Genomic DNA, 26,831 nt, shown 5'->3' with positions numbered 1-26,831 from the left:
AACTTGCTGATGCTTGAGCCGATTGCCGCGAATGCCGCATAGCGTAGCGCCGCACCCGCGTTCCGGAAACGACGCTTATTGAATATGGTCCGTCGTTTTTATTCGTTAGTCGCCGCGCGCCGCTGGCGTACTTTGTTCCCCAGTCCATACAAGGCCCGGGCGGCAAGCCGCCGCCATCACCGAATCAGGAGCGTACGAATGAGCGTCGATTTCATCGGCATGATCCAGAGCCAGAAGCAGTCCGAGATCCATCCCCCTGCGGGCCCCGCGATCGACCGCGACTATGTGCGTGCCTTTGCGCAGGCGCACGAGCAGGCCGGCTTCGACCGCATCCTGGTGCCGCACCATTCGACCGGGCCGTCGGCCACGCTGACCATTGCCTATGCCGCGAGCGTGACCGAACGGATCCATTTCATGCTGGCGCACCGGCCCGGCTTTACCGCGCCGACGCTGGCGGCGCGCCAGATCGCCACGCTCGACCAGTTCAGCGGCGGGCGCCTGGGCGTGCATTTCATCTCCGGCGGCTCCGACAGCGAACAGCAGCGCGACGGCGATTTCCTCGACCATGACCAGCGCTACGCGCGCACCGACGAGTACCTGCATATCCTGCGCCGCATCTGGACCGAGCCGCAGCCGTTCGACCATGCTGGCGAGTTCTACCGTTTCACGCAGGGCTTTTCCGAGGTCAAGCCGTCGCAGCATCCGCATGTGCCGGTCTATTTTGGCGGCGCATCGGCAGCGGCCTTGCAAGTTGCCGGCAAGCACGCCGACGTCTATGCGCTGTGGGGCGAATCGCTCGACCAGGTGCGCGAGCTGACCACCCGCGTGCGTGCGGAGGCGGCAAGGCATGGCCGCACGGTGCGCTTCTCGGTCTCGTTCCGGCCGGTGCTGGCCGAGACCGAAGAGCAGGCGTGGGCCCGCGCCGACAGCATCCTGGAACGCACCCGCGCGCTGCGCGTGCAGGCCGGCTACAGCCGTGGCGGCCCGCAGCAGAGCGAAGGCGCGCGCCGGCTGCTGGCCGCCGCCGACAAGGGCGACCGTGTCGACCAGCGCCTGTGGACCGCGATCGCGCGCGAGACCGGCGGGCGCTCCAACTCGACCGGACTGGTCGGCACGCCCGAGCAGGTGGCGCAGGCACTGCTGGCCTATTACGAACTGGGCGTGACCACCTTCCTGATCCGCGGCTTCGATCCGCTGGAAGACGCCATCGACTATGGCCGCGAGCTGATCCCGCGCGTGCGCGAGCTGGTGGCGCAGCACGATGCCGCGCACCACGCGGAGCGCCGCGCCGCCTGAACACCCACAACAAGAATCGGGGAGTCTCACCATGAGCCAGAAGCACAACGACACCGACCCGCGCCGCCGCAGCGTGCTGCGCCTTGCCAGCGCCGCAGCCATCGCGGCGCCGGCGCTGATCCTCGGCCGCCAGGCCTGGTCCGCGCCGCGCAAGCTGACCTTCGCCTGGAACCAGAACTCGTTCTGCCTGACGCCGATCGTGGTGGCGCAGGAGAAAGGCTTCTTCGAGAAGAACGGGCTGCAGGTCGACCTGATCAACTACAGCGGCTCGACCGACCAGCTGCTGGAGTCGATCGCCACCGGCAAGGCCGATGCCGCGGTGGGCATGATCCACCGCTGGCTCAAGCCGCTGGAGGCAGGTTTCGACGTCAAGATCATCGGCAGCTCGCACGGTGGCTGCGTGCGGCTGGTGGGTTCGAAGGCCGCGGGCGTGACCGGCCTGCAGCACCTGAAGGGCAAGACCGTGGGCGTCAGCGACCTGGCCGCGCCCGGCAAGCACTTCTTCACCATCCTGCTGGCCAAGAACGGCATCGACCCGGACAAGGACATCACATGGCGCCAGTATCCGGCCGACCTGCTCGGCGTGGCGGTCGACAAGGGCGAGATCCAGGCCATCGCCGACGGCGATCCCAACCTGTACCTGCTGGAGAAGCGCACCAACGGCGCCTACGTGGAACTGGCCACCAACCTGACCGGCGAATATGCGCGCAAGGTGTGCTGCGTGGTCGGCGCGCGCGGCGAACTGGTGCGCAATGACCGCCCCGCCGCCGCGTCGCTGGCACGCGCCATCGTGCAGGCCACCGACTACGTCAACGAGAACCCCAACGAGGCCGCCAGGGTGTTCGCCAAATACTCGCCGAAGATCAATCCGGAAGACCTGCGCAAGCTGTACGCGACGCTGACCTACAACCATCACCCGACCGGCGCCGACCTGCGCGACGAGATCGCGTTCTACGCCGACGATTTCCGCCGCATCGGCGTGCTGAAAAAGACCACCGATGCCAATCGCCTGGCGCAGCATGTCTACGCCAACGTCCTGGGATAAGCGATGACGACAAGCCAACCTGCATTCGATGCGCGGCTGGCGCGCCAGCCGGCCGCCGCGGCTTCCGAAGTGCCCGCGCAGGATGCTGCCCCGGCACGCATCTGGCCCGTGGGGCTGCTCGCGGCGCTGGCATGGGCCGCCTTCGGCGCGCTGACGTGGCGCTGGCCCAACCACGTAGTGGGCTTCAGCGACTGGGCCTATACCGAGGAGCTCGGCCTGGCCGCGCTGGCGGCGGCCGCGCTGCTGGCGCTGCTCGCCTTGGGCGGCCAGCACGTGCGCGCGCTGCAACGGCCGCTGGCTGCGCTGCGGACCGCAGGCCCGTGGCTGGTGGCGGTGCCGGCGGTGCTGTCCGCATGGGAGATCCTGACCGCCAAGACCGCGATCCTGCCGACGCCCTTCTTCGCGCCGCCGCAGGCGCTGATCGAGGTCTACGCCGATGACTGGCGCCGGCTCGGCGACAGCGTGCTCAACACGCTCAAGCTGCTGGGGCTGGGCGTGGCGTACGGCGGGCTGGTGGGCTTCCTGGTGGGCGTGTCGATCGGCTGGTCGCGGCGCATCGGCTACTGGGTGCATCCGGTGCTGCGCGTGCTGGGGCCGCTGCCTTCGACCGCGCTGCTGCCGCTGACGTTTTACTTCTTCCCGTCGAGCTATTCGGCGGCCGTGTTCCTGATCGCGCTGGCGACCGCCTTCCCGGTGGCCGTGCTGACGTGGTCGGGCGTCGCCGGCGTCAACAAGAGCTACTACGACGTGGCGCGCACGCTGGGCGCGTCCGGCTGGTTCCTGGTGCTGCGCGTGGCGATTCCGGCGGCGCTGCCGCAGGTGTTTGTCGGGCTGTTCATGGGACTGGGCGCGTCGTTCTCGGTGCTGGTGACGGCCGAGATGATGGGCGTGAAATCGGGGCTGGGGTGGTACCTGACCTGGGCGCAGGGCTGGGCCTCGTACGTGAATATGTATGCGGCGCTGATCGTGATGGCGTTGCTGTTTTCGGGGGTGATTACGTTGTTGTTCGTGGCGCGGGACCGGGTGTTGTCGTGGCAGAAGGGGACGGTGAAATGGTGAGCGTGGTCGAGCGGTTGAAAGCATCGAGATCTCACGTACGCCCGCAGAAGGCTCCCCTCTCCCGCGAGCGGGAGAGGGGAGTTAACGCGGCGGCGGGTGATGACTCGAACGTACTGACTGGGGCTCGCATCGATATCCGGCAGGTCAGCCACTGGTTCGGCCACGGCAACGAGCGCCTGCAGGTCCTCGACGACGTCGGCCTCAACGTCGCGCCCGGCGAGTTCGTCGCGCTGCTCGGCCCCAGCGGCTGCGGCAAGTCCACGCTGCTGCGCCTGGTCGCCGGCCTGGACCAGCCCACGTCGGGCGAGATTCTGCAGGACGGCACGCCCATCACCGAGCCGGACCCGTCGCGCATCGTGGTGTTCCAGGACCCCACGCTGTACCCGTGGCGCCGTGTCTGGGACAACGTCGCGCTCGGCTTGCAGGCGCAGGGCATCCTCGCGCAGCAGCGCCATCGCGTCGACGACGCGCTGCGCCGCGTCGGGCTGGAGTCGTTCGCGCGGGCCTTTCCGCACCAGCTCTCCGGCGGCATGGCGCAGCGCGTGGCGCTGGCGCGTGCGCTGGTCAACGATCCGCGCCTGCTGGTGCTGGACGAGCCGCTGGGCAAGCTCGATTCGCTGACGCGGCTGGCGATGCAGAGCGACCTGGTCGAACTGTGGCAGCGCTCGCGCTTCTCGGCGCTGCTGGTCACGCACGACGTGGAAGAGGCGCTGTTCCTGGCGCAGCGCGTGATCGTGTTCAGCCAGCGGCCAGCGCGCATCGCGGCGGAGCTGAAGGTCGACCTGCCCTACCCGCGCCATCGCGGCGACCCGCGCCTGACCGAACTGCGGCACGAAGCGCTGCGCCACCTGGGACTGGACGCGAGCTGGTAATGGCCCTTCGCAGCACCGGGCGAGCCGCGCCATGAGCGGCCCGCCGCCCCAGGCGTGGCTGAACGCACTGCTTGTCCTGATCGAGAAATGCCAGCTGGGCCTGTTGTGGCTGTGGCATGCGCTGGGCCTGACCGGCACCAGCCATGGCCAGCCGGCCTGGCCGTGGGCGCGGCGGATTGCCGGCGAAACGCTGCTGATCGACCTTGCCCTGGCACGGCAGGTCGGCTTCAGCCTGTGCGCGCTCGCCTTTGCGCTGCTGGCCGTCGCCGTCGCCAGCGCCTGGCGCCGGGGCCGCCCCATGCTGCTCGCGGCAGCGCTGCTGGCCCTGCTGCTGGCGCCGTGGCCACGGGCCGCGCTGCTGCTCGGCCCGGCCAGCCCCACCAGCTTCCACGCCAGCCCTACCGGTTTTGCGGTCGACGCCATCGTGCTGGGGCAACGCGTCTACGCACAGCATTGCGCCGCGTGCCACGGCAATGACGGCCGCGGCGAAGGACCGCTGGCCGCCGGCCTGCCGCAATGGCCGCCGACGCTGGTCAGTCCCCTGCTCGCGCGCCGCGCCGATGGCGAGCTGTTCTGGCATGTGCTGTCCGGCATGCGCGACCGCCGCGGCCAGCCGACCATGCCGGGCTTCCGCAGCCAGCTTGCCGAGCGCGAGGCCTGGGCCGTGATCGACTACATGAAGGCGTTGTCGGCAGCCAACAGTACCGAAGGGAACTGGCCGGTGCCGCTGCGGTTGCCGGAGATGGCCATCCGCTGCGGCGACGCCGCGCCGGTGGCGCTGTCGCATTGGCGCGGCGAGCAGCGCGTGCGGCTGGTGGCGGTGGACGGGATCGCCGCTACCCTGCCCTATGAAGACCCGCGCTTCCTGACCGTGCTCGTCACACCGGACGGCCGCGTGCCGGCGCAGGTGCCGCGCTTCCGCGCCGGCTGCACGGCAGCTTCCGCCCAGGCCTGGCAGGCACTGGCGGCGATTGCCGGCCTGCCGCCGGCACGGCTGGCCGGCACCCAGCTGCTCGCCGACGGTGCGGGATGGCTGCGCGCGCGCGGCACGCCGGGCAGCACGTGGTCCGATGCCGACCTCGTCTGCGTGTCCGGGCCGGCTGCCGCGACGCGGCCCCTGCCCGCCGGGATCGATGGCCTGACGGCGCTGTTGCTGCGCATGGACGCCGAGCCGGTTCGCTTCGTCAAGGGCGGTTTCATCCATTGAGCAGGGATTGTTCGCTGGCAGCGAATTCTGACTTTCCAGCCGCCGCCGCCATCGACCGCGCCCGGGACAGTACCCTCGGCTTCATGAAGGACAGCCTGGAACGCTGACATGTTGCGGTCAAGGATGGCGCCATGAGCGCCACGGGAAGTTCGCGGCCCCTGCAGGGCATCGCGCTGATGGTTGCCGCGGTGGCATGCTTCGCCGCGCTCGATACGATGACCAAGATCACCGGCGCCGCCGTGCCGGTGGTGATGGCGCTGTGGGTGCGCTACCTTGCGCAGGCGGCGCTGACCGGCGCGGTGCTGCTGCCGGCGCGCGGCCGCATCCTGCTGCGCACGCGCCGTCCATGGCTGCAGGCTACGCGCGCGGTGACGATGCTGCTGTCCAGCGCCTGCGCGTTCTTCAGCCTGCAGGTACTGCCGGTGGGCGAGTTCACCGCGGTGGTCAGCCTGACGCCGCTGGCGATCGCGCTGGCGGCCGCGACGCTGTTCGGCGAGCGCATGTCGGCGCTGCGCTGGCTCTGCCTGCTGGCCGGATTTGCCGGCGCGCTGGTGGTGATCCGGCCCGGCGCCGACGTGGAGCCGGCCATGCTGCTGCCGCTCGCGGCGGTCTGCCTCAATGCCGCCTACCAGTTGCTGACCAGCGTGCTGACCCGGACCGACGGCGCCGGCACCACGCATTTCTATACCGGCTGCATTGCCGCGGCACTGTTGTCGGCGGCGCTGCCGCTGGCGTGGACCTGGCACGTCGACGCGCTGCACTGGTGGCTGCTGGCGGGCATGGCGCTCGCCGGCTGCGCCGGGCACATGTTCCTGGTGCTGGCCTATGCGCGCGCCCCGGTCGGCGTGCTGACGCCGTATCTCTACCTGCAGATCGCCTTTGCCATGCTGGGTGGCTGGCTGGTATTTGGCTGGCTGCCCGATGCCTGGTCGCTGCTGGGCGTGGCGATGATCGCCGCCAGCGGCGTGGCCGGCACCGCGGTGGCGGCCCGCGAGCGCGCCTTGCCGGCACGGCCGGCGGCGCGGCAAGCGAGCGCGGCATAGGGTATGGGTCGCGGTATAGCGTCGCGGTATAGCGTTTTAGCGTGCCGCGAGAGCCGGGCCACCGGCGCGCTCTGCGGCCACGGGCACGCCGTTCGTCACCGCTTCCAGCCATTCCAGCGAGCGCAGCCCGTCCTGCGCAACCGGCAACGGGGGCGCCGCGCGGAAGCCATCGTTGAACACCTCCAGCGAAAGCGGGCCGCGATAGCCGGCCCGCAGCACGGCACGCGTGAAACCGACCACGGGCAGGTCGCCCTGGCCAGGGAAATTGCGGTGGTGGCGGCTCCAGGTGCGCACGTCCAGCGGCATGCGCGGCGCGTCGGCAAGCTGGACAAAGAAGATCCGTCCGGCCGGCACCGCATCGAGGCCATGCAGCGTGTCGCCGAGCGCCAGCGTATGGAAGCTGTCCAGCATCAGTCCCAGCGCGGGATGCCCGGCGCGCTGCACGATGTCCCACGCCTGCCGCCAGCGGCGCACATGGCGGCCCCAGGCCAGCGCCTCGTAGCCCAGCCGCAGGCCGCGGCGGGCCGCGGCTTCGGCCAGCGCGTGCAGGTCGGTGGCGGCGCGCGCGGCATCGTCGAGCGCCGCATCCTGCACGTTGCTGCAGACCAGCGCCAGGTGCACCCCGAGTTGCTCCATCGCATCGAACTTCCGCTCGGCGCGCGCCAGCTCCGCGGCGGACAGGCCGCCCGGCATGGCCTCGAAATCGCGCAGCGGCTGGTAGAGCAGGATCTGCAGGCCGAGGTCGGCGGCCATGCGCCGGACCTCGGCGGGCGTGCCGGGGAACTGCAGCAGGTCGTCCTCGAAGATCTCCACGCCGTCGAAACCGGCGTCGGCAGCGGCTTGCAGCTTCTGCGGCAGCGATCCCGACAAGGTGACGGTAGCGATCGATTTGCGCAGCGGAACAGGAAACAGGGTCATGGCGATCAGTCGAGGTAGCGGCTTGGATTTCCCAAGGTTATGAGCCATCATTGCCCGCAACAACCGTCATTCGCGCGCACGCGTGCGACAATCGCTCCAATGCAATCATCTATCGCGCGAAGCAAGGGTTAACCATGGAAAACGAACCGCTGAACCGGCGCGACTGGATCGCCGGGCTGGAGAAGGGCCTGGCCATCCTGGAGGCCTTCGACAACGACCATCCGCGCCTGACGCCCACGCAGGCAGCCGAGCGCACCGGCCTGACGCGCACTGCCGCGCGCCGCTACCTGCTGACGCTGGAGCACCTGGGCTACACCACCAGCGACGGCACGCTGTTCAGCCTGACGCCGCGCGTGCTCAAGGTGGGCTGGTCGTATTTCGATTCGGCGCGGCTGCCGCGCACGGTGCAGCCGTTCCTGCAGCAGATCACCGCGCAGCTTGGCGAGGCCGCCTACCTGAGCGTGCTCGATGGCTGGGAGCTGGTGTTCATCGCCCGCACCAGCACCAACCGCGTGATGAGCACGGGCTTCGTGCTGGGCGCGCGGGTGCCGGCACCGCTGGGGTCGGCGGGCGTGATGATGCTGGCGTCACGGCCGCAGGAACAGGTCAGGACCTGGCTGGAAAACGTGGTGCTGGCGCCCTACACGCCCTACACGATCCTGCAGCACGACCGGCTGCTGGAAGAAATCCGCAAGGCCGGCGCGCAGGGCTATGCGATGCTCGAGCAGCAGCTGCAGACCGGCGTGCGCGGCGTGGCGGTGCCGCTGCGCGATCGCCACGGCAAGGTGATCGCCGCGCTGTCGGTCAACATGCCGATCGGCGACGAGACCCCGCAACAGGCGCTGGACCGCGTGCTGCAGGTGCTGCAGGACACGGCGCTCCTGATCATGCGCGTGCTGTAGCGGCCTGGCCTTCCAGCGACGTCGCCAGCGCGTGCGGCCCTTGTGTCAGTTGCGCCTTCAGGAAGGCCAGGCACACGCGCATGCGCGCCGAGGCCGACGCCCGCGCGCTGGTCACGGCCCAGATGTCGGACGGATGCCGCCAGCCGGGCAGCACGCGCACCAGGTCGCCCGCCCGCACGGCGGCGGCCACGTCCCAGACCGACGCCATGATGATGCCGTAGCCCTCCAGGGCCCACTCGTGCGTCACGTCGGCAACATTCGATGCCATTGGGCCGGTGACTTTCGTGGTCTCCCAGCCGCCGTCCTGCCCCTGCAGCCGCCACACGCCGAAGGCCTGGTCGCGCTCGCGCAACAGCAGGCAGTCGTGGCGCGGCAGGTCTGACGGATGCTCCGGCATGCCGCGCCGCGCCAGGTAGGCCGGCGCCGCGCACAGCACGCGGCTGCCGGTGGCGATGCGGCTGGCGATCAGGTGCGGCTCCTGCACGTCGCCCACGCGGATATCGAGGTCGAACTGCTCGCCGATCAGGTCGACGCGGCGGTCGAGCAGTTCCAGCCATACCTCCAGCCCCGGATGCTGCTGCCGCAGCAGCGACAGCACCGGCGCCACGTGCCGCCGCCCCAGCCGCAGGCTGGTGGCGATGCGCAACTGCCCGCGCGCCTCGCCGCCGGCACCGCCGACGGCTTCCAGCATGCCATCCACGTCTTCCAGGATCTTCTGCGCCCACGCAAACGCGCTCTCGCCCTCGGCCGTGACGCTGACGCGGCGCGTGGTGCGGTGGAACAGCCTGGCGCCGAGCATGGCCTCCAGCATGGCGATGCGCTTGCTCACATGGGCCGGCGAAATGCCCGTCTCCTGGGCCGCGGCGATAAAGCTGGCGCGCCGCGCCACCGTGCAGAACAGACGCAGGTCGCGCAGGAACGGGTCATTGTTCGCGCTGGGCGCATGCTGAATTTCCATGGCAGTCGATGATGAGACGAGGGCTAAACGATAGGCTATCGGCCGTGGCCGCGCCAGCATCGCGGCCGACAGCAGACGTTACAGCAGACATGAAGGAGACATGATGAAGACCGTACTGGTGCTCAACGGACCCAACCTCAACCTGCTCGGCACGCGCGAGCCGGCCGTCTATGGCAGCGAGACGCTGGCCGATGTGGAACGCATCTGCCAGCAGGCCGCAGAACGGCTCGGGCTGCGGGCCGAGTGCCGGCAGACCAATCACGAAGGGCAGCTGATCGACTGGATCCACGAGGCGGGCAAGCTGTGCGCGAGCGGCGAGATGGCCGGCGTGGTGTTGAACGCGGGCGCGCTCACGCATACGTCGATCGCGCTGCATGATGCGATCAAGGGCGCGGCGGTGCCGGTGGTCGAGTACCACGTCTCCAACGTGCATGCGCGCGAGGCGTTCCGGCACAAGTCGTGGATTTCGCCGGTGGCGGTGGCGGTGATGGCGGGGCTGGGGGTGAGGGGGTATGGGCTGGCGGTGGCGGCGGTGGCGCAGGTGACGGGGGTGGTTGCGGAATCCGCTTCCGCCTGACCGCTGCAGGCGGCGCACGCCGCGTGTTTGCTCCCCTCTCCCGCAAGCGGGAGAGGGGAGCAAACCGGCACGGGTGGAGAAGGCCGAAAGCGATCAGAACTTATGCCTGACCCCCGCCATCACCCCCAGCCGCGTCTTGTTCCCGTACGTATTCCCGCTGTTCACAAACGCCGCCCCGCTGTTCAGCGCAATCCATTGCCCCTGCAGGTGGGTGTAGTCCACCTCCACATACACATCGGTACGCTTGCTGAAGTTGTAGTCCAGCATGCCCGCCGTGGTCAGCCGTTTGCCGCCCTGCCCCGCGTGCCGCAGCCAGTCGTACTGGAACGTGCCGATAAACGCCAGCGCCTCCGTCAGGCTGAAGCGCGTGCCGACATAGCCTACGTTGTTGCGATAGTCCGCCACGTCGAGCCGGTTGTTGGTATAGCCCAGGTAGTATTGCGACCGCGCCGCCTTCCACGTCCCGCCCAGGCCCCATACCGTCTGCTTGCTCGCCTGCGCCGCCGGCACCGCGCCGAAATAGGCCGAGGTGACGTTCTGCGTCTGCTGGTAGACCGCGCCGATTTCCAGCGGTCCCGAGCTGTACACCAGCGACCCGGCCGCGGCCGAATTGGTCTTCATGCTGCCCGGCACCTCGCCGAAGGTGTAGGCCGCCGCCACCTGCAGGCCGTTGAAGCTCTTGATGTACTTGAGCGTGTTGTCGTAGCGCAGCCCCGTGTAGTTGCCGCCCTGGTAACCGACGATGGAGTTGTTGGCAAAGGCCATGGCCTCATACGACGACAGCACTTCATGCGCCAGCGTGTATTGGCGGCCGAGCGCGAGCTTGCCATAAGGACCGTCGAAGCCGACGACCGCGGTACGCCCGAACAGCCGCCCCCCCTGCTGGCTGGTCCCCGTGTCGGGCGAGAAGCCCGACTCCAGGATGAACCACGCCTTGTTGCCGCCGCCGATATCCTCCGCGCCGCGGATGCCCCAGCGGCTGCCGGTCAGCACGCCGTCGGTCATCTGCGTGCGGCTGTGGCCGGCCGCGTCTTCGTTGGTGCTGTAGCGGATGGTGGTATCGAGCAGCCCGTAGAGCGTGACGCCACCGGAAGTCTGGGCGACGGCGGGCACGCTGCCCGCGCCCAGCGCGAGCAGCGCAATGAATCGTTTATGCATCGGAGTGTTGTCCCGGTCTTTGTTGTCGTACTCGCGGCACCAGCAGTGCCGGCGAGGAATTGTCGTCAGGCGGCCTCAGGCACCTTGCGCGGGGCGAGGAAGAACAGCCACGTCAGCGCGATGAAGTAGGCGCACGGGATCATCGTGAACAGCACCGCGTAGTTGTTGTTGGTTACGGTCAGCACGTAGCCCACCAGCTGCGTCATGAACATGCCGCCGATCGCGCCGATCATTCCGCCGAAGCCGAACACCGAGCTGACCACGTGCTTGGGCGTGTAGTCCATCACCATGCTCCAGATATTGGCGGTCCATGCCTGGTGCGCACCGATCGCCACCGAGATCGCGGCCACGGCCATCCACAGGCTGCTGGCGCCGGCGGCCATCACCACCGAAACGATGCACACGGCAAAGACCAGCATCGACAGCAGCCGCGCCCGCACCGCCGGCATGCCGCGCGCGATCAGCCACGACGACAGCGCGCCGCCGCCCACGCTGCCCACGTCGGCGCACAGGTAGATCACGATCAGCGGAATGCCCATCTGCGTCACGCTGATGCCGAGCTGGTATTGCTGGTTGAGGAACGGCGGCAGCCAGTACAGGTAGAACCAGAACACCGGCGCGGTGATGGCGTAGGCCAGCGCAAAGGCCCAGGTGCCGCGCATGCGCAGGATCTGCGTGTAGCGGATGCGCTGGGGCGGCGGATCGATGTCGCGGGTGACGTGCGCCAGTTCCGCGGCGGTGACGGTCGGGTGCTGCTCGGGGTTGTGGTAGCGCGTGAACCAGAACGCCAGCCAGACCGCGCCCAGCGAGGCGATCACCAGGAACGCGGCCTGCCAGCCCCATGCCTGCAGGATCAGCGGCAGCATGATCGGCGTCAGCATCGCGCCGACGTTGGTGCCGGCATTGAAGATGCCGGTGGCGATGGCGCGCTCGCTGGCCGGGAACCAGATGCGCGTGGTCTTGACGCACGCCGGGTAATTGGCCGCTTCAGACAAGCCGAGGAAGAAGCGGCAGATCATGAAGCCGACCGCCGACGCCGCGAACGCATGCGCGCCGCAGGCAATGCTCCACAGCAGCACCGCCAGCGCAAAGGCGCGCTTGACGCCGACCAGGTCGATAAAGCGGCCCTGCAGCGCAAAGCCGATGGCATAGCCCACCTGGAACCAGAAGTTGATATTGGCGTAGTCCTGCGCGGTCCAGGCCATGGCCTTGGCCAGCACCGGCTGCAGCACGCCCAGCGCGGCGCGGTCCACATAGTTCAGCGTGGTCGCGAAGAACACCAGCGCCAGCATGCCCCAGCGCACCTTGCCGAAGGCAAAGGCGGCGCGCACCTTGTCGCCGAGCGAGTTGCCGAACGCGGAAGCCGCTGGCAGCTCCTTGTGAGTCGTTGTCATGTTGTCTGTCTCCACCAATGGATAGAAGTCTTGCTTGCCGGCGTGCCTTTGTGTGCTGGCCTGCGCGCGGCTTCGGGGCAAGGGCTTGCGCCCCGACCCGTCGATGCGTCAATAGCGGATCTGCGCCACCTCGCGCAGCGCGTCGGGCGTGGCCGTGCCGTAGCCGAAGAACTCCAGGTAGGCCGGGATCATCTCGAACAGCATGTCCGTGCCCACCTGCACCTTGCAGCCGCGGGCGAGCGCGGCCTGCAGCAGCGGCGTGTATTCCTGCTTCATCACCACCTCGCCGACCATGGCGCCGGGGGCGATGCGCGCCACGTCGAACGGCAGCGGATCGCCGGGCTGCATGCCCAGCGGCGTGGCATTGACCACCACGTCATATCCGTCCGGGTCGGCCGAGCCGGTGCTGACGCGCAACGCCGGGTAGTGTTCGGCGAGGCGATGCGCCAGGGCGCGCGCCGCCGTCTCGCGGGCGTCGAACAGCGCCAGCTCGGCCACGCCGGCCGCCGCCAGCGAGGCGGCGATCGCGCTGCCCACCCCGCCGCTGCCCGACACAATGGCGCGCGCGCCTTCCAGCCGGCAGCCCTTGCGCAGGATGCCGCGCACAAAGCCCTCGCCGTCGAACTGGCCGCCGACCAGCGTGCCGTCGTCACGCCGCAGCACGGCGTTGCAGGCGCCGGCGATGCGCGCGGCGGGCGTGAGTTCGTCGACCAGCTCGACGGTGGCGACCTTGTGCGGCATGGTCACCAGCGCGCCGCGGATATTGGTCATGCGGAACAGCGCGGGGAACACCGTCGCGTAGTCGTCCGGCTTGACCCCCATCGGGATTACGGCGGCATCGATGCCCTGCCGGTCGAACCAGGGGTTGTAGATCATCGGCGCCTTGAACGACTCCGTCGGATAGCCGATGTGGGGGATTAGCGTGGTCTTGCCGTGGATCATGTGTGCCTGGGTTCCGGTAATTCGCGCTACCCGGACTCCGGCATGCATGGCCTTCTGAGTTGGCCTTGGCGGAGGGACGGGGGCGCGTCGTTGACCGGAGATTAGTGGTCGCCAGGCGCTCCGCCAACCGTCTTTTTCGGCACTTTGGGCGATTAATGAACGACTATGCGCGATCAAGGCATCGAATGCGGGTTTCTACGAGGCCGCTGCGACAGGCGCCAATGCACGGCGAGCCGCGGCGCCGTTGCTACTATCGGTCGTCGCCGCAAGGCCCGGCACCGCCCCCGCAATACCCAGACAGGAGCCAAGACTATGAGCGCCGCACCCGCCTCTTCCTCACACGCCCCGCGCGCAGGGGATGCACAACCATGGGACAACCCGCTCGGCATCCGGGGCTACGAGTTCATCGAGTTCGCATCGCCAGATCCTGCCGCGCTTGGCCGGACGCTGGAACGCCTCGGCTTCGCCGCCATCGCGCGGCATCGCCACAAGGCGGTGAAGCTGTACCGGCAGGGCGAGATGAATTTCATCGTCGATGCCGAGCCGGATTCGTTCGCCACGCGCTATGCGGCGCGTTATGGATTGTCGATCTGTGCGATCGGGATCCGGGTCGACGATGCGGCGGTGGCGTTCGCGCGGGCGCTGGAGGCTGGCGCCTGGCCGTTCGAGGGCGGCACGGTGGGACCGATGGAGCTCAATATTCCCGCCATCCAGGGGATCGGGCAGTCGGTCCTCTATTTCATCGACCGCTGGCGCGGGAAAGAGGGTCGGCCGGGCGATGTCGGCGACATCTCGATCTACGACGTGGATTTCCGGCCGCTGCCGCCGGCCGGCGACATGTCCGACGCCGGCCTTCTGCGCGTCGACCACCTGACCCAGGCAGTCGATCCCGGCCACCTGGAAGAATGGCTGGAGTTCTACCGCAAGGTGCTGGGGTTCCGGAAACTGCGCAGCGCCGGCGAGTCACACGCGCTGGTTTCGCCGTGCGGCAGCATCCGCATCCCCCTATACGAGAAGGGAACGCCGCGGCACGACCAGATGCGGCATTACCTGTCGGATCAGCACGGCGAAGGCATCCAGCACATTGCCCTGGCCAGCGAGGACATTCTTGCCAGCGCCGCGGCACTGGCCAGCCATGGCGTGCAGTTCGTGCAGCCGCCGCCGGCTTACTACGATTCGGTCCCTGCCCGCGTGCCAGGCCATGGGCTGGACCTTGCCGGCCTGCAACGCTACGGCATCCTGATTGATGGCAGTGGCCCTCGCGAGTGCTTCCAGCAAGCCTTCCTGAAACGCGAGGCGGGCGAGTTCTTCTTCGAGATCGTCCAGCGTGACGGTCATCAGGGCTTCGGCGAGGGCAACCTGCCGGTGCTCGAAGCGCTGTCGACACGCTGACGCGCTGCGCCGCCACGTAGGCGCGGCGCCCTCTCTCCTGCCTTCCCCCTGCGCCGGCTCCCATGCCGGCGCTGTCTTGCTTTCCGCTCCTCCAACGCAAACGCTCTAGTGCCTCATCAGGCACTCATAACCGCTTTTTGTCTCATTTTTTCGCTAAATTCATTCCATAAACCAAAACTTCTTATTGACGCCGGCCGATCTTCCACCTACATTTCGACCAACGCATCAATTTTCCGGAACGAACTGTTCCACTTTATAACACCCCAACCAGGAGACACCCGCCATGCGCGACCTCGAAACCACCAAGCAGCCCGCCGTTTCCGGTGGCTCGGCCGCAGCGAAAGACAGCCAGGTTCCGGCTGGCCCGCAGACCATGACCCCGTCCGAAGCCTTCGTCGAAACGATGGTTGCCAACGGTGTAACCGATATGTTCGGCATCATGGGCTCGGCCTTCATGGACGCGATGGACATCTTCGCCCCCGCCGGCATCCGCCTGATCCCGGTGGTGCACGAGCAAGGCGCCGGCCACATGGCCGACGGCTATGCCCGTGTGTCGGGCCGCCACGGCGTGGTCATCGGCCAGAACGGTCCCGGCATCTCCAACTGCGTGACTTCGATCGCCGCCGCCTACTGGGCCCACAGCCCCGTGGTGATCGTCACTCCCGAAGCCGGCACCATGGGCATCGGCCTGGGCGGCTTCCAGGAAGCCAACCAGCTGCCGATGTTCCAGGAGTTCACCAAGTACCAGGGCCACGTCACCAACCCGGCGCGCATGGCCGAGTTCACCGCGCGCTGTTTTGACCGCGCCAAGGCCGAGATGGGGCCGACGCAGCTGAACATCCCGCGCGACCACTTCTACGGCAAGATCACCGCCGAGATTCCGAAGCCGCAGAACCTCGATCGCGGCCCCGGCGGCGAGCAGAGCCTGAATGAAGCGGCCGAACTGCTGGCCAATGCCAGGTTCCCGGTGATCATCTCGGGCGGCGGCGTGGTGATGGCCGATGCAATCGAGGAATGCAAGGCACTGGCCGAGCGCCTGGGCGCGCCGGTGGTCAACAGCTACCTGCACAACGACTCGTTCCCCGCCAGCCACCCGCTGTGGTGCGGCCCGCTGGGCTACCAGGGGTCGAAGGCCGCGATGAAGCTGATCTCGCGCGCCGACGTGGTGATCGCGCTGGGCTCGCGCCTGGGGCCGTTCGGCACGCTGCCGCAGCACGGCATGGACTACTGGCCGAAGAACGCCAAGATCATCCAGATCGATGCCGACCACAAGATGCTGGGCCTGGTGAAGAAGATCTCGGTGGGCATCTGCGGCGACGCCAAGGCTGCCGCCATCGCGCTGACCCAGCGCCTGGCCGGCCGCACGCTGGCCTGCGACGCCACCCGCGACGCACGCGCCACCGATATCTCCAACGAGAAGGCCGCGTGGGAGAAGGAGCTGGACGACTGGACGCATGAGCGCGACCCGTACAGCCTGGACATGATCGAAGAGCAGAAGCAGGAACGCACGCCCAACGGCGGCCACTACCTGCATCCGCGCCAGGTGCTGCGCGAGCTGGAAAAGGCCATGCCGGAAGATGTGATGGTGTCCACCGACATCGGCAACATCAACTCGGTGGCCAACAGCTACCTGCGCTTCGAGAAGCCGCGCAGCTTCTTTGCGGCGATGAGCTGGGGCAACTGCGGCTACGCCTTCCCGACCATCATCGGCGCCAAGGTCGCGGCGCCGCACCGCCCGGCCGTGTCGTACGCCGGTGACGGCGCCTGGGGCATGAGCCTGATGGAAACCATGACCTGCGTGCGCCACAACATCCCGGTGACCGCGGTGGTGTTCCACAACCGCCAGTGGGGCGCGGAGAAGAAGAACCAGGTGGACTTCTACAACCGCCGCTTCGTCGCGGGCGAGCTCGACAACCAGAGCTTCGCCGAAATCGCCAAGGCGATGGGCGCGGAAGGCATCGTGGTGGATCGCCTGGAAGACGTGGGCCCGGCACTGAAGCGCGCCATCGACCTGCAGATGAATCATGGCAAGACCACGATCATCGAGATCATGTGCACGCGTGAACTGGGCGACCCGTTCCGCCGCGATGCGCTGTCGAAGCCGGTGCGTTACCTGGACAAGTACAAGGACTACGTTTGATCCAAGCAGCACCCCTTTCTCTCGCGATGGGGTGCTCCCTCTCCCGCAAGCGGGAGAGGGGAGAACACCAAGGGCATAGCGCGCGGCGCTGGCCCTTTTTTCAGTTTCACCGAGCCAACCACCATGAAACCCATCCTCCGCATCATCGACCGCGCCCGCGCCGCCCCCCGCCGCATCGTGCTGTGCGAGGCCGAAGACCCGCGCATCCTGCAGGCCGCGCAGCGTGCCACGCAGGAAGGCATCGCCCGCATCGTGCTGGTCGGCAACCCGCGCCAGATCAACGCCGCCGCGGCCATCCACGGCATCGCGCTGGACGGCATCACGCTGGTCGATCCGGCCACCTCCGCGCTGACGCCCTCGTTCGCGCAACAGCTCTACGCCTTGCGCCAGAAGAAAGGCATGACGCTGGACGAAGCCAGGCGCGCGGTGCTGGACCCGCTGTGCTTCGCCAACCTGATGGTGCGCCTCGGCCATGCGGACGGGTCGGTCGCGGGGGCGGAACACACCACCGCCGACGTGGTGCGCAACGCGATCCAGCTGATCGGCCTGGCGCCCGGTTTCCGGCTGGTGTCGAGCTTTTTCCTGATGATGCTGTGCGAGCCCTTCCACACGCTCAAGGGCGGGCTGATCTTCTCTGACTGCGGGCTGGTGGTGAATCCCGATGCGGAAGAGCTGTCGGAGATCGCCATGGCCGCGGCCGACAGCGCGCGCGCACTGCTGAACGACGAGCCGCGCGTGGCGATGCTGTCGTTCTCCACCAGCGGCAGCGCGCACCACGCCGCCGTGGACAAGGTGGTGGCCGCGACCGAGCGCGTGCGCGCGCAGCGCCCCGGCCTGGCCATCGATGGCGACGTGCAGCTCGATGCCGCCATCGTCGCCGAGATCGCCGCGCGCAAGGTCGCGCACTCGCAGGTCAACGGCCGCGCCAACGTGCTGGTGTTCCCCAACCTGGAGTCCGGCAATATCGGCTACAAGCTGGCCGAGCGCGTCGGCGGCGCCAAGGCGATCGGGCCGATGCTGCAGGGGCTGAACAAGCCGGCCAACGACCTGTCGCGCGGGTGCGGCGCGGACGATGTGTTCCATGTCATCGCCGTCACCGTGGTCCAGGCGCAGGCCACCGCGGCACAGGCCGGCAAAGGCGAACAGGCGGCGGCATGAAGGCGGAATTGTTGTTGCCGCTGCTGGGGCTGCAAGCCCTGCTCGGCGCGGGTACCTACTTCCAGACGGTGACCGGCTTCGGCCTGGGCATGATCGTGATGGGCGCCACCAGCGGGCTGGGGCTCGCGCCGGTGGCCACCGTCGCGGCCGTGGTCAGCCTGGTGACGCTGGCCAACAGCGCCTGCGCGCTGCCCGGCAAGCTGGAGCATATCGACTGGCGCGCCGTGGGCGCTGCCGCCATCGGCATCCTGCCGTCGGTGCTGGTGGGCGTGCTGGTACTGGAGTACCTGAGTTCCAGCGCCGCCACGCTGCTGCAACTGCTGCTGGGCGCGGTGATCCTGTACGGCGGCCTGAGCGCCGCGTTCAAGCCCGAACCGCTGCCGCAACGCTCAGGCGATGGCAGCTTCTTCGTCAGCGGCGTGTTCGGCGGGCTGCTGAGCGGCATGTTCGGCGTGTCCGGGCCGCCGCTGATCTTCCAGTTCTACCGGCAGCCGATGAAGCCGGTGGAGATCCGCTGCGCGCTGATCCTGGTATTTACCGTCACGTCCAGCGTGCGCACGTTGTTCTCGGCTTGGCAGGGCCAGCTCGATGGCGCGATCTGGCTGCAGGCGGCGCTGGGCGTGCCGGTGGTGGTAATCGCCACGCTGCTGGGGCGGCGCTTTCCGCCGCCGTTCTCGCCGACCACGACGCGGCGGGTTGCGTTTGGGGTGCTGATCGGGATCGGCGTCAGCCTGATGCTGCCTGCGATCTCGGCGTGGGTTCGATGAGGGCGCGGGCAGCGCCCTCCCGGCGCGTTCAGGCGACCGTGCCTGCGGGCTGCGCCAGCGGCGCGGCGTCTTCTTTCTCGCCGCTGCCGCCGGCCTGCCCGAGATCCATACCGGTCGTTTCCGGCAGCAACACGGCGGCAACCACTACCATCGCATAGCCAACCCCGGCGACAATCGCGATCGCGATCGGCAGCGAGGTGTGCCCCGAACTCAGCCACCCGACCGATAGCGGGAACAGCGAGCCGATCACACGGCCGGCGTTGTACGAGACGCCATATCCCGTCGCGCGGATATCGTTGGGATAGGACTCGGAGATGGTCGCGCCGATGCCGGCGAACACGCCCTGCATCAGCACCCCCAGCGGGAAGCCCAGGAACAGCATCGACGTGTTCGACACCGGGATCACCATGTAGACCAGCGCGGCCACGAACGCCCCCGCCGCAAACACGATGTAGGTCAGCCGCCGGCCCCAGCGGTCCGTGGCATAGGCTCCCGCCACGTAGCCGACCAGTGAGCCGATGATGGTGACCGTCAGGTAGCTACTGGTGCCGAACACCGACAGCCCGCGCTCGGTCTTGAGGAAGGTCGGCAGCCACGTGGCAATGGCGTAGTACGCGCCCAGCATGCCGCCCGAAAGCAGGCTGCACAGCAGCGTCTTCGACAGCAGCGGCCCGCGGAACAGGCGGCCGAGCCCGGCCAGCGCGGAGCCTTGCCTGCCCGCCGCGCGGCTCTTCAGGAATATCTCCGGCTCCTCCAGGTTGCGGCGCAGGTAGATCACCACCAGTGCCGGCAGGATGCCGAGGAAGAAGCAGACGCGCCATGCCGTCTCCGCCGGCAGCACGCTGAAGGTGATCGCATACACGATCGCCGCCGCGCCCCAGCCGAAGGAATAGCTGCTCGCGGTAAAGCCCGAGTATTTGCCGCGGTGCGCGGGGTTGCGGATCATCTCCGTCACCAGCACCATGCACAGCGATGACTCGCCGCCGAAGCCCAGCCCCTGGATCATGCGGAACAGCATCAGTTGCTCCGGCGACTGCGCCAGCCCGCACAGGAAGCACGCGCCCGCGAACACGATGATGGTCCAGCGCAGCACGCGCACCCGCCCGTAGCGGTCGGCCAGGATGCCGGCGCCGATCGCGCCGACCAGCGACGACACCAGTGTCCACGTGACGATCGCGCCCGCCGTGGACTTGCTCATGCCCCACTGCCCCAGCAGCGTGGAGATGAGGAAGGAATAGATCATGAAGTCGAACACGTCGACGGCATGCCCCAGGAACGCGCCATAGAATCCCTTGCGCTCCATGCGCGACAAATCACGGAACCAATCGAACATGATTCCCTCCCCTGTGGTGGTGTGATGTGGTGTGGTTGGTGGTGGTGGTCCGCCGGTCAGGCGGCTGGCCGCGGCGGCGGCCGGCAGGCATGGCCCGCTTCCTCCAGCAGGCTGGCAAAACGCAAGGCGGTGAGATCCTGGTAGCGGCCGGCGACGATCTGCACGCCGACCGGCAGGCCGCTGGCGCCTGGCCCCATTGGTGCGATCGGTGTGATCGGCGCAACGGCCGAAGGCAGGCCGCACAGCCCGGAATGGCCGGCCCAGAACAGTTGCGTGGTCATCGGCTGCGGGCGGCCGTTGACGCTGATGGTCCGCTGCCAGGGCTCTCCGGCCTCGTCGATGGGAAATGCCGTGGTGGCCGCGGCCGGGCATAGCAGCACGTCGTAGCCGGTAAAGAAGCGGCGCCAGGCGGCGGCAAAGCGCTCGCGCGCGACCTGCAGGCGCAACCAGTCGCGGTGGCCCAGCGTCGCGCCGGTGTACTGCAGGGTTGCATAGCCATGGTCGCCCGCCGCGGCGGTGGCGCTGCGCGCCAGCGCATCGGCAAACGCGGCGTCGTCCATGTGCACAGAGGTGGTGGCGCGCAACAGCGTCACGTAGACATGCCAGAGCTCGCCGGCGTCGAAGTCCGGCCGCACATGCCAGTCGACGCGGGCGCCCTTGCCGGACAGCCAGTGACCCAGCTGTTCGATCTGCGTTGCAACCTCGGTGTCGGCTTCCGCCTGGGCATGGGTGGGCAGGACGGCAACGCGGAAATCCGCGAGCGTGCAGTGCGGGCATTCCGGCAACTGCAAGCGGTATGGCAATGCCTCGTCACCCGCCGGTCCGGCGATCGCGCGCAGCACCAGTTCCAGGTCGCGAGCGCTGCGGGCCAGCGGGCCGGCGACATTGATGTCCTGCTCGCCGAAACGCGCCGCGCCGGTGCCGTGGCCTGCCAGTGGCACCAGCCCGTGACTAGGCTTGAGCGAGAAGATGCCGCAGTAGTGCGCCGGGTTGCGCAGCGAGGAACCGATGTCGGAACCCACATCGAAGAACGACAAACCCGCGCACACCGCCGCCGCGCTACCGCCGGACGAGCCGCCCGGCGTGCGCGACGGATCGTGCGGATTGCGGGTCGTGCCATAGATGGCGTTGTAGCTCTGCCAGTCGCGCAGCCCGAGCGGGACGTTGGTCTTGCCGAGCAGGACCGCGCCGGCATCGCGCAGCCGTTGCACCACCACGGCATCCCGCTGGGCGACGTGCCCGCGCAAGGGGGGATTGCCGCAGGTGGTCGGCCAGCCGGCGACGTCGAACGATTCCTTGACCGAGAACGGCACGCCGTCGAGGACGCCGCGCGCCTGCCCGGCGCGGCGGCGCCGGTCGCTGTCGCGTGCCGCGGCGCGCGCGGCGCTGAAATCCGGCAGCACCAGCGCATTGATGACGCCGTGCCATCGCTGCCAGGCCGCCTCGCAGGCGTCGACAAGTTCCTCCGATGTAACCGTGCCGCCGGCGAGCCGTTGTGCCACCTCCCATAGCGGCGGAAAGCCGCCGGTCGTCCAGTCGGGCAGGTTCACATCGGCTCCTTGTCGTGATCCGCGCGGCTCGGCACGGGTGGGGGCATTATCAGGGGCTCAGGGACTGCTAATTGTGTTGGTATACTATATTCCGTCTTGCGCGCAGTGCAAGGCGAATGTGCGCGCGGGCACCACGGATGGCAAGCGCCAGGGGATGGACTATCGGGGGAAGTGCGACACGCAGAACGCGTGCCAGAAGGGAAGCGACGGCCACGAGCGGCGCGATGCGCCGCCCGCTCACTCAGGCTGGATCAGCAATGGCCGCGCCGGGGCGCGCGGCCGCCCAGCGCCTGCAGGAAGCGGCCGATATCGCGCAGGCGCAGCGGCACCAGCGGCGAGGCATGGCGCACGGCGTCGCGCGCGGCAAGGTGGTGCAGCAGTTGCTGACCTACGGGTTGCGACAGATAGCGTTGCTCGGGCGACTGCATGGTAAATCCCAATTGACCTTGAATGACTACAGTATACACATTCTTGGTGCAGTGCGTCATGCGCGGGCATGCAACGCCCTGTTGCGGGGCATGCAACGGAAATAGCAATCGCCACGCGGATTGGGAAAATACCGGCCGGCAGCGGATGACAGCCAGGGGCCGCAGCCTTCGCTCAGGCCGCCTGCGCCGCGCCCTGCCCGCCCACCGGCAGGTCGGCCGCCTTGGCGGCGCTGTAGACATGGCGCGCGGCCAGCAGCGCGGCAAGGTCGGCGTCGCCGGCGATCACGGCCTGCAGGATCTGGGCGTGCTCGTCCCAGTTCTGGCGCGCGCGCACCACGTTGGCGGGGCCGAACAGCACGGCGGTGCGCTCGCGCAGCGAGCGCATCATTTCCTGCAGCACGCTGTTCGCGGCGATGGTGCCGAGCACCTCATGAAAGCGGGTATTGAGCGCCAGCAGTTCATCCGCGCGGCCCTGCGCGGCGGCCTCCATGCCCTGGCGCAGCACCGTTTCCAGTTCCGCCACCAGCGCCGGGTCGCGCCGCTGCGCGGCGAGCTTGGCGTTGAGGCCTTCCAGCGTGGCGCGCACCTCCACCATCTCGCGCGCGATCACCGGCGACAGGCTCGCCACCGTGGCGCCGCGGCGCGGCTCGATCAGCACCAGGCCCTCGCTGGCCAGCGCGCGCAGCGCCTCGCGCACGGGAATGCGCGATACGCCCAGTTCCGCCGACAGCTTGTTTTCCACCAGCCGCTCGCCCGGCGCGTACTTGCCGTTCAGGATGCCTTCGCGCACCTTGTCGGTGACAAGGGCAAACAGCGGCGAGTGGCTGGCACCGAGGCTCAGCGGCTCGGCGGGCGCGGCGGGAGACGGAGTGAGGGACATGGGTCGGCAGAGGCGTAGGCGGAAAGGCTGGCGTCATTGTATACCAGCCATCCTTGCATACCGTCATGTCTTAACAAAGGTGCTGGAAGGTAAAGCTGTCCGCGTAGAGGTGGTCAGGACTGGCTCCGTGCGCCAGGAAAGCGGCACGGGCGTCTCGGATCATGTCGGGCGAGCCGCACAGGTAGATGGCGTGCTCGCTCAGGTCGCCCAGGTCGGCCAGCGCCGCGTCGTGCACATAGCCGCGCCTGCCCTGCCAGTCCGTCCCGGCGCGCGACAGCACCGGGACGTACTGGAAGTCATAGAGCCGTTCGCCCCACGCGGGGATGGCGTCGTGCAGGTACAGGTCGTGCGGCTGGCGCATGCCCCAGTACAGCGACACCGGTGGGCAGTCGGGATCGCCCATCAGCGATTCCAGGATCGCCTTGATCGGCGCCAGCCCGGTGCCGGTGGCCACCATCAGCAGCGGCCGGTAGTCGCGGGACCGGTAGAAGAAGTTGCCGAGCGGCAGTTCGACGTCGATTGCATCGCCAGCCCGCATGCGCGGCAGGATGCCGTCGGTAAAGGCGCCGCCCGGAATGCGCCGCACGTGCAGGTCGACCCGCCCGTCCCGCGGCACCGACGCCATCGAAAAGCTGCGCGCGAGCCCGTCGGTACTCACCAGCTTCAGGTATTGGCCGGGGCGATAGTCCAGCGTGCCCGCGTCCGGCACCTCCAGTTCGACGTGCATGACGTCCGCCGACAGCGGGCGCACCGCCTGCACCACCGCGCGGTGCCGCGCGGGCTCGGCGCAGGCCTCGCCCTCACGTGCGGTGCCGATGACGAGGTCGGCCAGCGGCTGTGCCTGGCAAGCGAGCGCGTAACCGGCGGCAGCCTCGTCCGGCGCGAGGCCGAACGGCTCCTCGTCGTAGCGCACCTGCCCGTCGAACAGGCGGATGCGGCAGGTGCCGCAGCCGCCCAGCTGGCAGTCGTGCGGCAAGGCGATGCTGGCGCGCTGCGCGGCCTGCAGCAGCGTCTCGCCGCGCTCGACGAAAAAGACCTGCTGCGTATCGGCGATCTGGATGCGGTACGACATGGAACCTCCGCTAAGACGAACTTGTACTTACTTCTTGATATCGGCCTGCACCAGCACCTTCAGGTCCTGCGGCGCAAGCAGTTCGGCCAGCGCCTGCAGCGCGGCCAGCCCGGCCTGCGTGTCCTGCTCGCCGTTGCCGCCCGACAGGCCGATGCCGCCGATCACCTCGTCGTTGACCACGATCGGGAAGCCGCCGACGAACGCCGCGAACTTGCCTTCGAAGCTCCACTGGATGCCGAAGGCCTCGTTGCCAGGCAGCGCCGGCCCGTTCGGCGGCGTGGTGAACAGGTGGGTGGAGCGCTTGTGGCCCGCGGCGGTGAACGCCTTGTTCCACGCGATCTGCGGCCCGGTGATGCGGGCGCCGTCCATGCGTTCGAGCGCGAGCGGGTAGCCGCCCTCGTCGACCACGCAGATCGACTCCAGCACGCCGATTTCCTCCGAGCGCCGGATCGCGGCGGCAACCATGTGGCGCGCTTCGCGCAGTTCCAGCTTGATGGCTTTCTTCATCGGTAAGACTCCTTGCGACGGCCGGGCTCAGGCGCCCCGGTAGACCGTCTTGACCTGCGTATAGAATTCCAGCCCGGTGCGGCCCGACTCGCGGAAGGTCGAGGTGCTAGACCTCTTGACCCCGCCGAACGGCGCGTTGACCAGGTTGCCCGTGGTGGTGCGGTTGATCTTGACCGTGCCCGCCTCGATGTCGGTGGCGAAGTGGTGGATGTAGCGCGGGTTGCTGGTGACGATGGCCGCGGCCAGCCCGTACTCGGTATCGTTGGCCTTGGCGATGGCGTCGGCGTAGCCGGTAAATCCGATGATGGCGATCACAGGCCCGAAGATCTCCTCGCGCGCGATCCGCATCTGCTGCGTCACGTCGGTGAACACCGTCGGCGCGACGTAATAGCCCTTGTCGAGATCGCCGCCGGTCAGCCGCGTGCCGCCGCACAGCAGCGTCGCCTCGGACTTGCCGATGTCGATATAGCGCAGCACGGTCTCCAGCTGCCTGGCCGAGGCCAGCGGCCCGAGATCCATGCCCGGCGTCATGCCGCTGCCGACCTTGAGCGTTGCGACTTTCGCCAGCAGGCGCTCGGTGTATGCCGCCTTCACGGATTCGGCCACCAGCACGCGGCTGGTGCCGGTGCAGGCTTGCCCCGACAGCGAGAAGCCGCCCTTGATGGTCAGGTCGACGGCGCGATCCAGGTCGGCGTCTTCCATCACGATCAGCGGGTTCTTGCCGCCGAGTTCCATCTGCGTGCGCGTGGTCAGCGGCGCCGCGCGGTGGATCTGCTCGCCGGCGCGCGACGACCCGGTGAACGAGATCGCGCGCACCGCAGGCGCTTCGGTGATGGTTGCGCCGATCTCGGCGGCGCTGCCGGTGATGAAGTTCAGCACGCCCTTGGGCAGCCCGGCCTTGACCAGCGCCTCGGCCAGCCGGTAGCCCGACAGCGGCGCCTCGGACGACGGCTTGAACACCACCGTGTTGCCGGTCACCAGCGCCGGCGCGAGCTTGCGCGCGGGAATCGATACCGGGAAATTCCACGGCGCGATCACCGTCACCACGCCCAGCGGCTCGCGCTGGCTGTAGACGAGTTGGTCAGCGTCGTCGTTGGGAAACACCTCGCCGGTGAAGGTCTGCGCTTCCACGGCATAGAAGCGCAGTGTCTGGGCCGAGCGCAGCACCTCGTCGCGCGCCAGCGCCAGCGCCTTGCCTTCCTCGCGGGTCAGCTCGGCGGCGATGCTGTCGGCGTTGGCTTCAAGGTGCTCCGCCGCGCGGTTGAGGATGGCGGCGCGCTTGCCGACCGGGGTCTTTCTCCAGCCGGCAAAGGCTGCCGCCGCGGCCGCCACGGCCGCCTGCGCGTCGACCGCGGACGACGCCTGGAAGCGGCCCACGAGGTCGGCGGTGTCGGCCGGGTTGACGTTGTCGAAGGTGCGGCCCGACTGGCAGGCCGTCCATTCGCCGTCGATATGGTTCAGGAATACGGTCATCGTCGATCCCGTTGCGTGGCGGCGCTCAGGCTGCCATGTCGAGTTCGGGCAGCGGCAGTTCTTTCTCGACGTAGTCGTGATAGAGCGCGGTGGTGTACAGCAGCCGCATCTGCGCGCCGATCTCGCAGATCTTCAGGCAGCGCTGCTGCAGCTCCGGCGTGTTGGCGTGCTCCAGCACGATCTGGTAGCCGCGCTCGCCGTGGATCTCGTCCGAGACGATATGCAGGTCGAAGAACTCGACCTCTTCGTCGGTGAACTGGTACTTGTCGCGCAGCGTCGGGGTCTGCTTGCGGTAGATCGACGGCACCTGCGATTCCAGCCCCACCACCAGGCCGGCCACCGCCACGATCGGGTCTTCGCGCATGGCCACCGCATAGCACCAGCTCTGCAGGCCGCGCGTGGTGGGCGACATGTTGTCCGGGTCGGTCACGCGCTCGCGCGTGGTGCCGCAGGCTTCGGCAAAGCGGATCAGCAGGTCGGTGTGGCGGTCGCCGCCGATCTCTTCCTCGTACATGTTCGCGAGCAGGAAATCCTTGGCTTCGGTATAGCGGTCCGGCGTGCGGGCGTAGATGTAGCCCAGGTAGTCCGCGAACGGGCCGACGTAGTGGTAGTGGTTCTCGGCCCAGCGCGCGAGATGGGCGCGGGTCAGCTTGCCGCTGGCCCAAGCCACGCTGAACGGCGCCTTGTTGGCGCTCTTGCCTTTGATGGCTTCTTCGAGGGCGGCACGGAAATCTTCGCGGTTCATCAGTTCGGCCATGAC

Annotated in this window: 24 protein-coding genes and 1 pseudogene; 12 read left to right on the top strand and 13 right to left on the bottom strand. The window is 68.4% G+C overall.

Going from position 1 to position 26,831, the window contains the following annotated elements:
• Nucleotides 1–198 precede the first annotated feature (198 nt).
• The 6 genes from AC5WJ1_RS25385 (at nt 199) to AC5WJ1_RS25360 (ending at nt 6,522) form a co-directional block, all read left to right on the top strand.
• Nucleotides 199–1,296: an LLM class flavin-dependent oxidoreductase gene (locus tag AC5WJ1_RS25385; RefSeq protein WP_135702947.1), complete on the top strand. Its 1,098-nt coding sequence runs from the start codon at nt 199–201 to the stop codon at nt 1,294–1,296.
• Between the two features lie 31 nt (nt 1,297–1,327).
• Nucleotides 1,328–2,341 (top strand): ABC transporter substrate-binding protein, encoded by a 1,014-nt coding sequence (locus AC5WJ1_RS25380; RefSeq protein ID WP_135702948.1) that lies wholly within the window; start codon nt 1,328–1,330, stop codon nt 2,339–2,341.
• Nucleotides 2,342–2,344: 3 nt separating this feature from the next.
• Entirely contained in the window at nt 2,345–3,400 is a 1,056-nt protein-coding gene (locus tag AC5WJ1_RS25375; protein WP_133094334.1) for an ABC transporter permease, read from the top strand.
• A complete protein-coding gene (locus AC5WJ1_RS25370; RefSeq protein ID WP_195427079.1) occupies nt 3,394–4,272 on the top strand; it encodes an ABC transporter ATP-binding protein in 879 nt (292 codons plus the stop codon). Before AC5WJ1_RS25375 ends, AC5WJ1_RS25370 begins: the two co-directional genes overlap by 7 nt.
• A 31-nt stretch (nt 4,273–4,303) precedes the next feature.
• The gene (locus AC5WJ1_RS25365; RefSeq protein WP_135702950.1) at nt 4,304–5,479 is read left to right on the top strand and encodes a c-type cytochrome; all 1,176 of its coding nucleotides are present in this window, start codon (nt 4,304–4,306) and stop codon (nt 5,477–5,479) included.
• Nucleotides 5,480–5,610: 131 nt separating this feature from the next.
• A complete protein-coding gene (locus AC5WJ1_RS25360) occupies nt 5,611–6,522 on the top strand; it encodes a DMT family transporter (RefSeq protein WP_135702951.1) in 912 nt (303 codons plus the stop codon).
• Between the two features lie 72 nt (nt 6,523–6,594).
• On the opposite strand, the pseudogene AC5WJ1_RS25355 reads toward AC5WJ1_RS25360, so the two are convergent.
• Nucleotides 6,595–7,440: pseudogene (locus AC5WJ1_RS25355) on the bottom strand (sugar phosphate isomerase/epimerase family protein); the annotation flags it as partial.
• A gap of 134 nt (nt 7,441–7,574) precedes the next feature.
• On the opposite strand from AC5WJ1_RS25355, the gene AC5WJ1_RS25350 reads away from it, so the two are divergent.
• Nucleotides 7,575–8,342 (top strand): IclR family transcriptional regulator domain-containing protein, encoded by a 768-nt coding sequence (locus tag AC5WJ1_RS25350; RefSeq protein ID WP_133094330.1) that lies wholly within the window; start codon nt 7,575–7,577, stop codon nt 8,340–8,342.
• Here AC5WJ1_RS25350 and AC5WJ1_RS25345 read toward each other — a convergent pair.
• The gene (locus AC5WJ1_RS25345; RefSeq protein WP_133094329.1) at nt 8,326–9,300 is read right to left on the bottom strand and encodes a LysR family transcriptional regulator; all 975 of its coding nucleotides are present in this window, start codon (nt 9,298–9,300) and stop codon (nt 8,326–8,328) included. The genes AC5WJ1_RS25350 and AC5WJ1_RS25345 overlap by 17 nt on opposite strands.
• A gap of 103 nt (nt 9,301–9,403) precedes the next feature.
• On the opposite strand from AC5WJ1_RS25345, the gene aroQ reads away from it, so the two are divergent.
• Nucleotides 9,404–9,877, top strand: a complete 474-nt coding sequence (gene aroQ, locus AC5WJ1_RS25340) for a type II 3-dehydroquinate dehydratase (RefSeq protein ID WP_135703957.1) — start codon at nt 9,404–9,406, stop codon at nt 9,875–9,877.
• Between the two features lie 93 nt (nt 9,878–9,970).
• Here the strand turns inward: aroQ and AC5WJ1_RS25335 are convergent, their stop codons facing one another.
• The 3 genes from AC5WJ1_RS25335 to AC5WJ1_RS25325 all read right to left on the bottom strand — a co-directional run bounded on the left by AC5WJ1_RS25335 (nt 9,971) and on the right by AC5WJ1_RS25325 (nt 13,371).
• Nucleotides 9,971–11,035 (bottom strand): porin, encoded by a 1,065-nt coding sequence (locus AC5WJ1_RS25335; protein ID WP_133094328.1) that lies wholly within the window; start codon nt 11,033–11,035, stop codon nt 9,971–9,973.
• A 65-nt stretch (nt 11,036–11,100) separates the two neighbouring features.
• On the bottom strand, nt 11,101–12,429 hold the full coding sequence (locus AC5WJ1_RS25330; protein WP_135702954.1) for an MFS transporter: 1,329 nt from the start codon (nt 12,427–12,429) through the stop codon (nt 11,101–11,103).
• A gap of 108 nt (nt 12,430–12,537) precedes the next feature.
• On the bottom strand, nt 12,538–13,371 hold the full coding sequence (locus AC5WJ1_RS25325; RefSeq protein ID WP_135702955.1) for a shikimate dehydrogenase family protein: 834 nt from the start codon (nt 13,369–13,371) through the stop codon (nt 12,538–12,540).
• 312 nt (nt 13,372–13,683) lie between these two features.
• Here AC5WJ1_RS25325 and AC5WJ1_RS25320 point away from each other — a divergent pair, with 312 nt between their 5' ends.
• The 4 genes from AC5WJ1_RS25320 to AC5WJ1_RS25305 all read left to right on the top strand — a co-directional run bounded on the left by AC5WJ1_RS25320 (nt 13,684) and on the right by AC5WJ1_RS25305 (nt 18,828).
• Entirely contained in the window at nt 13,684–14,763 is a 1,080-nt protein-coding gene (locus AC5WJ1_RS25320) for a 4-hydroxyphenylpyruvate dioxygenase family protein (protein ID WP_494476981.1), read from the top strand.
• A gap of 373 nt (nt 14,764–15,136) precedes the next feature.
• Entirely contained in the window at nt 15,137–16,903 is a 1,767-nt protein-coding gene (gene xsc / locus AC5WJ1_RS25315; protein WP_133094722.1) for a sulfoacetaldehyde acetyltransferase, read from the top strand.
• Between the two features lie 123 nt (nt 16,904–17,026).
• Nucleotides 17,027–18,061: a phosphate acetyltransferase gene (pta, locus tag AC5WJ1_RS25310; RefSeq protein ID WP_494476655.1), complete on the top strand. Its 1,035-nt coding sequence runs from the start codon at nt 17,027–17,029 to the stop codon at nt 18,059–18,061.
• A complete protein-coding gene (locus tag AC5WJ1_RS25305; RefSeq protein WP_135702957.1) occupies nt 18,058–18,828 on the top strand; it encodes a sulfite exporter TauE/SafE family protein in 771 nt (256 codons plus the stop codon). The genes pta and AC5WJ1_RS25305 overlap by 4 nt, the downstream gene beginning before the upstream one ends.
• Nucleotides 18,829–18,856: 28 nt before the next feature.
• Here the strand turns inward: AC5WJ1_RS25305 and AC5WJ1_RS25300 are convergent, their stop codons facing one another.
• The 8 genes from AC5WJ1_RS25300 to AC5WJ1_RS25265 all read right to left on the bottom strand — a co-directional run bounded on the left by AC5WJ1_RS25300 (nt 18,857) and on the right by AC5WJ1_RS25265 (nt 26,828).
• Nucleotides 18,857–20,161: an MFS transporter gene (locus AC5WJ1_RS25300; protein ID WP_133094322.1), complete on the bottom strand. Its 1,305-nt coding sequence runs from the start codon at nt 20,159–20,161 to the stop codon at nt 18,857–18,859.
• Between the two features lie 56 nt (nt 20,162–20,217).
• The gene (locus tag AC5WJ1_RS25295; protein WP_494476654.1) at nt 20,218–21,711 is read right to left on the bottom strand and encodes an amidase; all 1,494 of its coding nucleotides are present in this window, start codon (nt 21,709–21,711) and stop codon (nt 20,218–20,220) included.
• Between the two features lie 251 nt (nt 21,712–21,962).
• Complete coding sequence (locus AC5WJ1_RS25290) at nt 21,963–22,139, bottom strand: hypothetical protein (protein WP_165971459.1); 177 nt, start codon at nt 22,137–22,139, stop codon at nt 21,963–21,965.
• Between the two features lie 172 nt (nt 22,140–22,311).
• On the bottom strand, nt 22,312–23,019 hold the full coding sequence (locus AC5WJ1_RS25285) for a GntR family transcriptional regulator (protein WP_135702959.1): 708 nt from the start codon (nt 23,017–23,019) through the stop codon (nt 22,312–22,314).
• Nucleotides 23,020–23,089: 70 nt separating this feature from the next.
• Nucleotides 23,090–24,091, bottom strand: a complete 1,002-nt coding sequence (locus AC5WJ1_RS25280) for a 2Fe-2S iron-sulfur cluster-binding protein (protein WP_133094319.1) — start codon at nt 24,089–24,091, stop codon at nt 23,090–23,092.
• Nucleotides 24,092–24,118: 27 nt separating this feature from the next.
• Nucleotides 24,119–24,598: a GlcG/HbpS family heme-binding protein gene (locus AC5WJ1_RS25275; protein ID WP_013953475.1), complete on the bottom strand. Its 480-nt coding sequence runs from the start codon at nt 24,596–24,598 to the stop codon at nt 24,119–24,121.
• 27 nt (nt 24,599–24,625) lie between these two features.
• A complete protein-coding gene (locus AC5WJ1_RS25270) occupies nt 24,626–26,071 on the bottom strand; it encodes an aldehyde dehydrogenase family protein (RefSeq protein WP_434034511.1) in 1,446 nt (481 codons plus the stop codon).
• A gap of 25 nt (nt 26,072–26,096) precedes the next feature.
• Nucleotides 26,097–26,828: an iron-containing redox enzyme family protein gene (locus AC5WJ1_RS25265; RefSeq protein WP_133094317.1), complete on the bottom strand. Its 732-nt coding sequence runs from the start codon at nt 26,826–26,828 to the stop codon at nt 26,097–26,099.
• Nucleotides 26,829–26,831: the final 3 nt, after the last annotated feature.

Source organism: Cupriavidus sp. MEYA8 (assembly GCF_059278825.1).
Note: the sequence above shows the minus strand (reverse complement) of the source record. Positions and strands in the feature narration are given on the sequence as shown.

Excerpts from the sequence above, each read along its gene's own strand:
- AC5WJ1_RS25385 (WP_135702947.1), top strand. The coding sequence starts at position 199 with ATGAGCGTCGATTTCATCGGCATGATCCAGAGCCAGAAGCAGTCCGAG.
- AC5WJ1_RS25380 (WP_135702948.1), top strand. The coding sequence starts at position 1,328 with ATGAGCCAGAAGCACAACGACACCGACCCGCGCCGCCGCAGCGTGCTG.
- AC5WJ1_RS25375 (WP_133094334.1), top strand. The coding sequence starts at position 2,345 with ATGACGACAAGCCAACCTGCATTCGATGCGCGGCTGGCGCGCCAGCCG.
- AC5WJ1_RS25370 (WP_195427079.1), top strand. The coding sequence starts at position 3,394 with ATGGTGAGCGTGGTCGAGCGGTTGAAAGCATCGAGATCTCACGTACGC.
- AC5WJ1_RS25365 (WP_135702950.1), top strand. The coding sequence starts at position 4,304 with ATGAGCGGCCCGCCGCCCCAGGCGTGGCTGAACGCACTGCTTGTCCTG.
- AC5WJ1_RS25360 (WP_135702951.1), top strand. The coding sequence starts at position 5,611 with ATGAGCGCCACGGGAAGTTCGCGGCCCCTGCAGGGCATCGCGCTGATG.
- AC5WJ1_RS25350 (WP_133094330.1), top strand. The coding sequence starts at position 7,575 with ATGGAAAACGAACCGCTGAACCGGCGCGACTGGATCGCCGGGCTGGAG.
- AC5WJ1_RS25345 (WP_133094329.1), bottom strand. The coding sequence starts at position 9,300 with ATGGAAATTCAGCATGCGCCCAGCGCGAACAATGACCCGTTCCTGCGC.
- aroQ (WP_135703957.1), top strand. The coding sequence starts at position 9,404 with ATGAAGACCGTACTGGTGCTCAACGGACCCAACCTCAACCTGCTCGGC.
- AC5WJ1_RS25335 (WP_133094328.1), bottom strand. The coding sequence starts at position 11,035 with ATGCATAAACGATTCATTGCGCTGCTCGCGCTGGGCGCGGGCAGCGTG.
- AC5WJ1_RS25330 (WP_135702954.1), bottom strand. The coding sequence starts at position 12,429 with ATGACAACGACTCACAAGGAGCTGCCAGCGGCTTCCGCGTTCGGCAAC.
- AC5WJ1_RS25325 (WP_135702955.1), bottom strand. The coding sequence starts at position 13,371 with ATGATCCACGGCAAGACCACGCTAATCCCCCACATCGGCTATCCGACG.
- AC5WJ1_RS25320 (WP_494476981.1), top strand. The coding sequence starts at position 13,684 with ATGAGCGCCGCACCCGCCTCTTCCTCACACGCCCCGCGCGCAGGGGAT.
- xsc (WP_133094722.1), top strand. The coding sequence starts at position 15,137 with ATGACCCCGTCCGAAGCCTTCGTCGAAACGATGGTTGCCAACGGTGTA.
- pta (WP_494476655.1), top strand. The coding sequence starts at position 17,027 with ATGAAACCCATCCTCCGCATCATCGACCGCGCCCGCGCCGCCCCCCGC.
- AC5WJ1_RS25305 (WP_135702957.1), top strand. The coding sequence starts at position 18,058 with ATGAAGGCGGAATTGTTGTTGCCGCTGCTGGGGCTGCAAGCCCTGCTC.
- AC5WJ1_RS25300 (WP_133094322.1), bottom strand. The coding sequence starts at position 20,161 with ATGTTCGATTGGTTCCGTGATTTGTCGCGCATGGAGCGCAAGGGATTC.
- AC5WJ1_RS25290 (WP_165971459.1), bottom strand. The coding sequence starts at position 22,139 with ATGCAGTCGCCCGAGCAACGCTATCTGTCGCAACCCGTAGGTCAGCAA.
- AC5WJ1_RS25285 (WP_135702959.1), bottom strand. The coding sequence starts at position 23,019 with ATGTCCCTCACTCCGTCTCCCGCCGCGCCCGCCGAGCCGCTGAGCCTC.
- AC5WJ1_RS25280 (WP_133094319.1), bottom strand. The coding sequence starts at position 24,091 with ATGTCGTACCGCATCCAGATCGCCGATACGCAGCAGGTCTTTTTCGTC.
- AC5WJ1_RS25275 (WP_013953475.1), bottom strand. The coding sequence starts at position 24,598 with ATGAAGAAAGCCATCAAGCTGGAACTGCGCGAAGCGCGCCACATGGTT.
- AC5WJ1_RS25270 (WP_434034511.1), bottom strand. The coding sequence starts at position 26,071 with ATGACCGTATTCCTGAACCATATCGACGGCGAATGGACGGCCTGCCAG.
- AC5WJ1_RS25265 (WP_133094317.1), bottom strand. The coding sequence starts at position 26,828 with ATGGCCGAACTGATGAACCGCGAAGATTTCCGTGCCGCCCTCGAAGAA.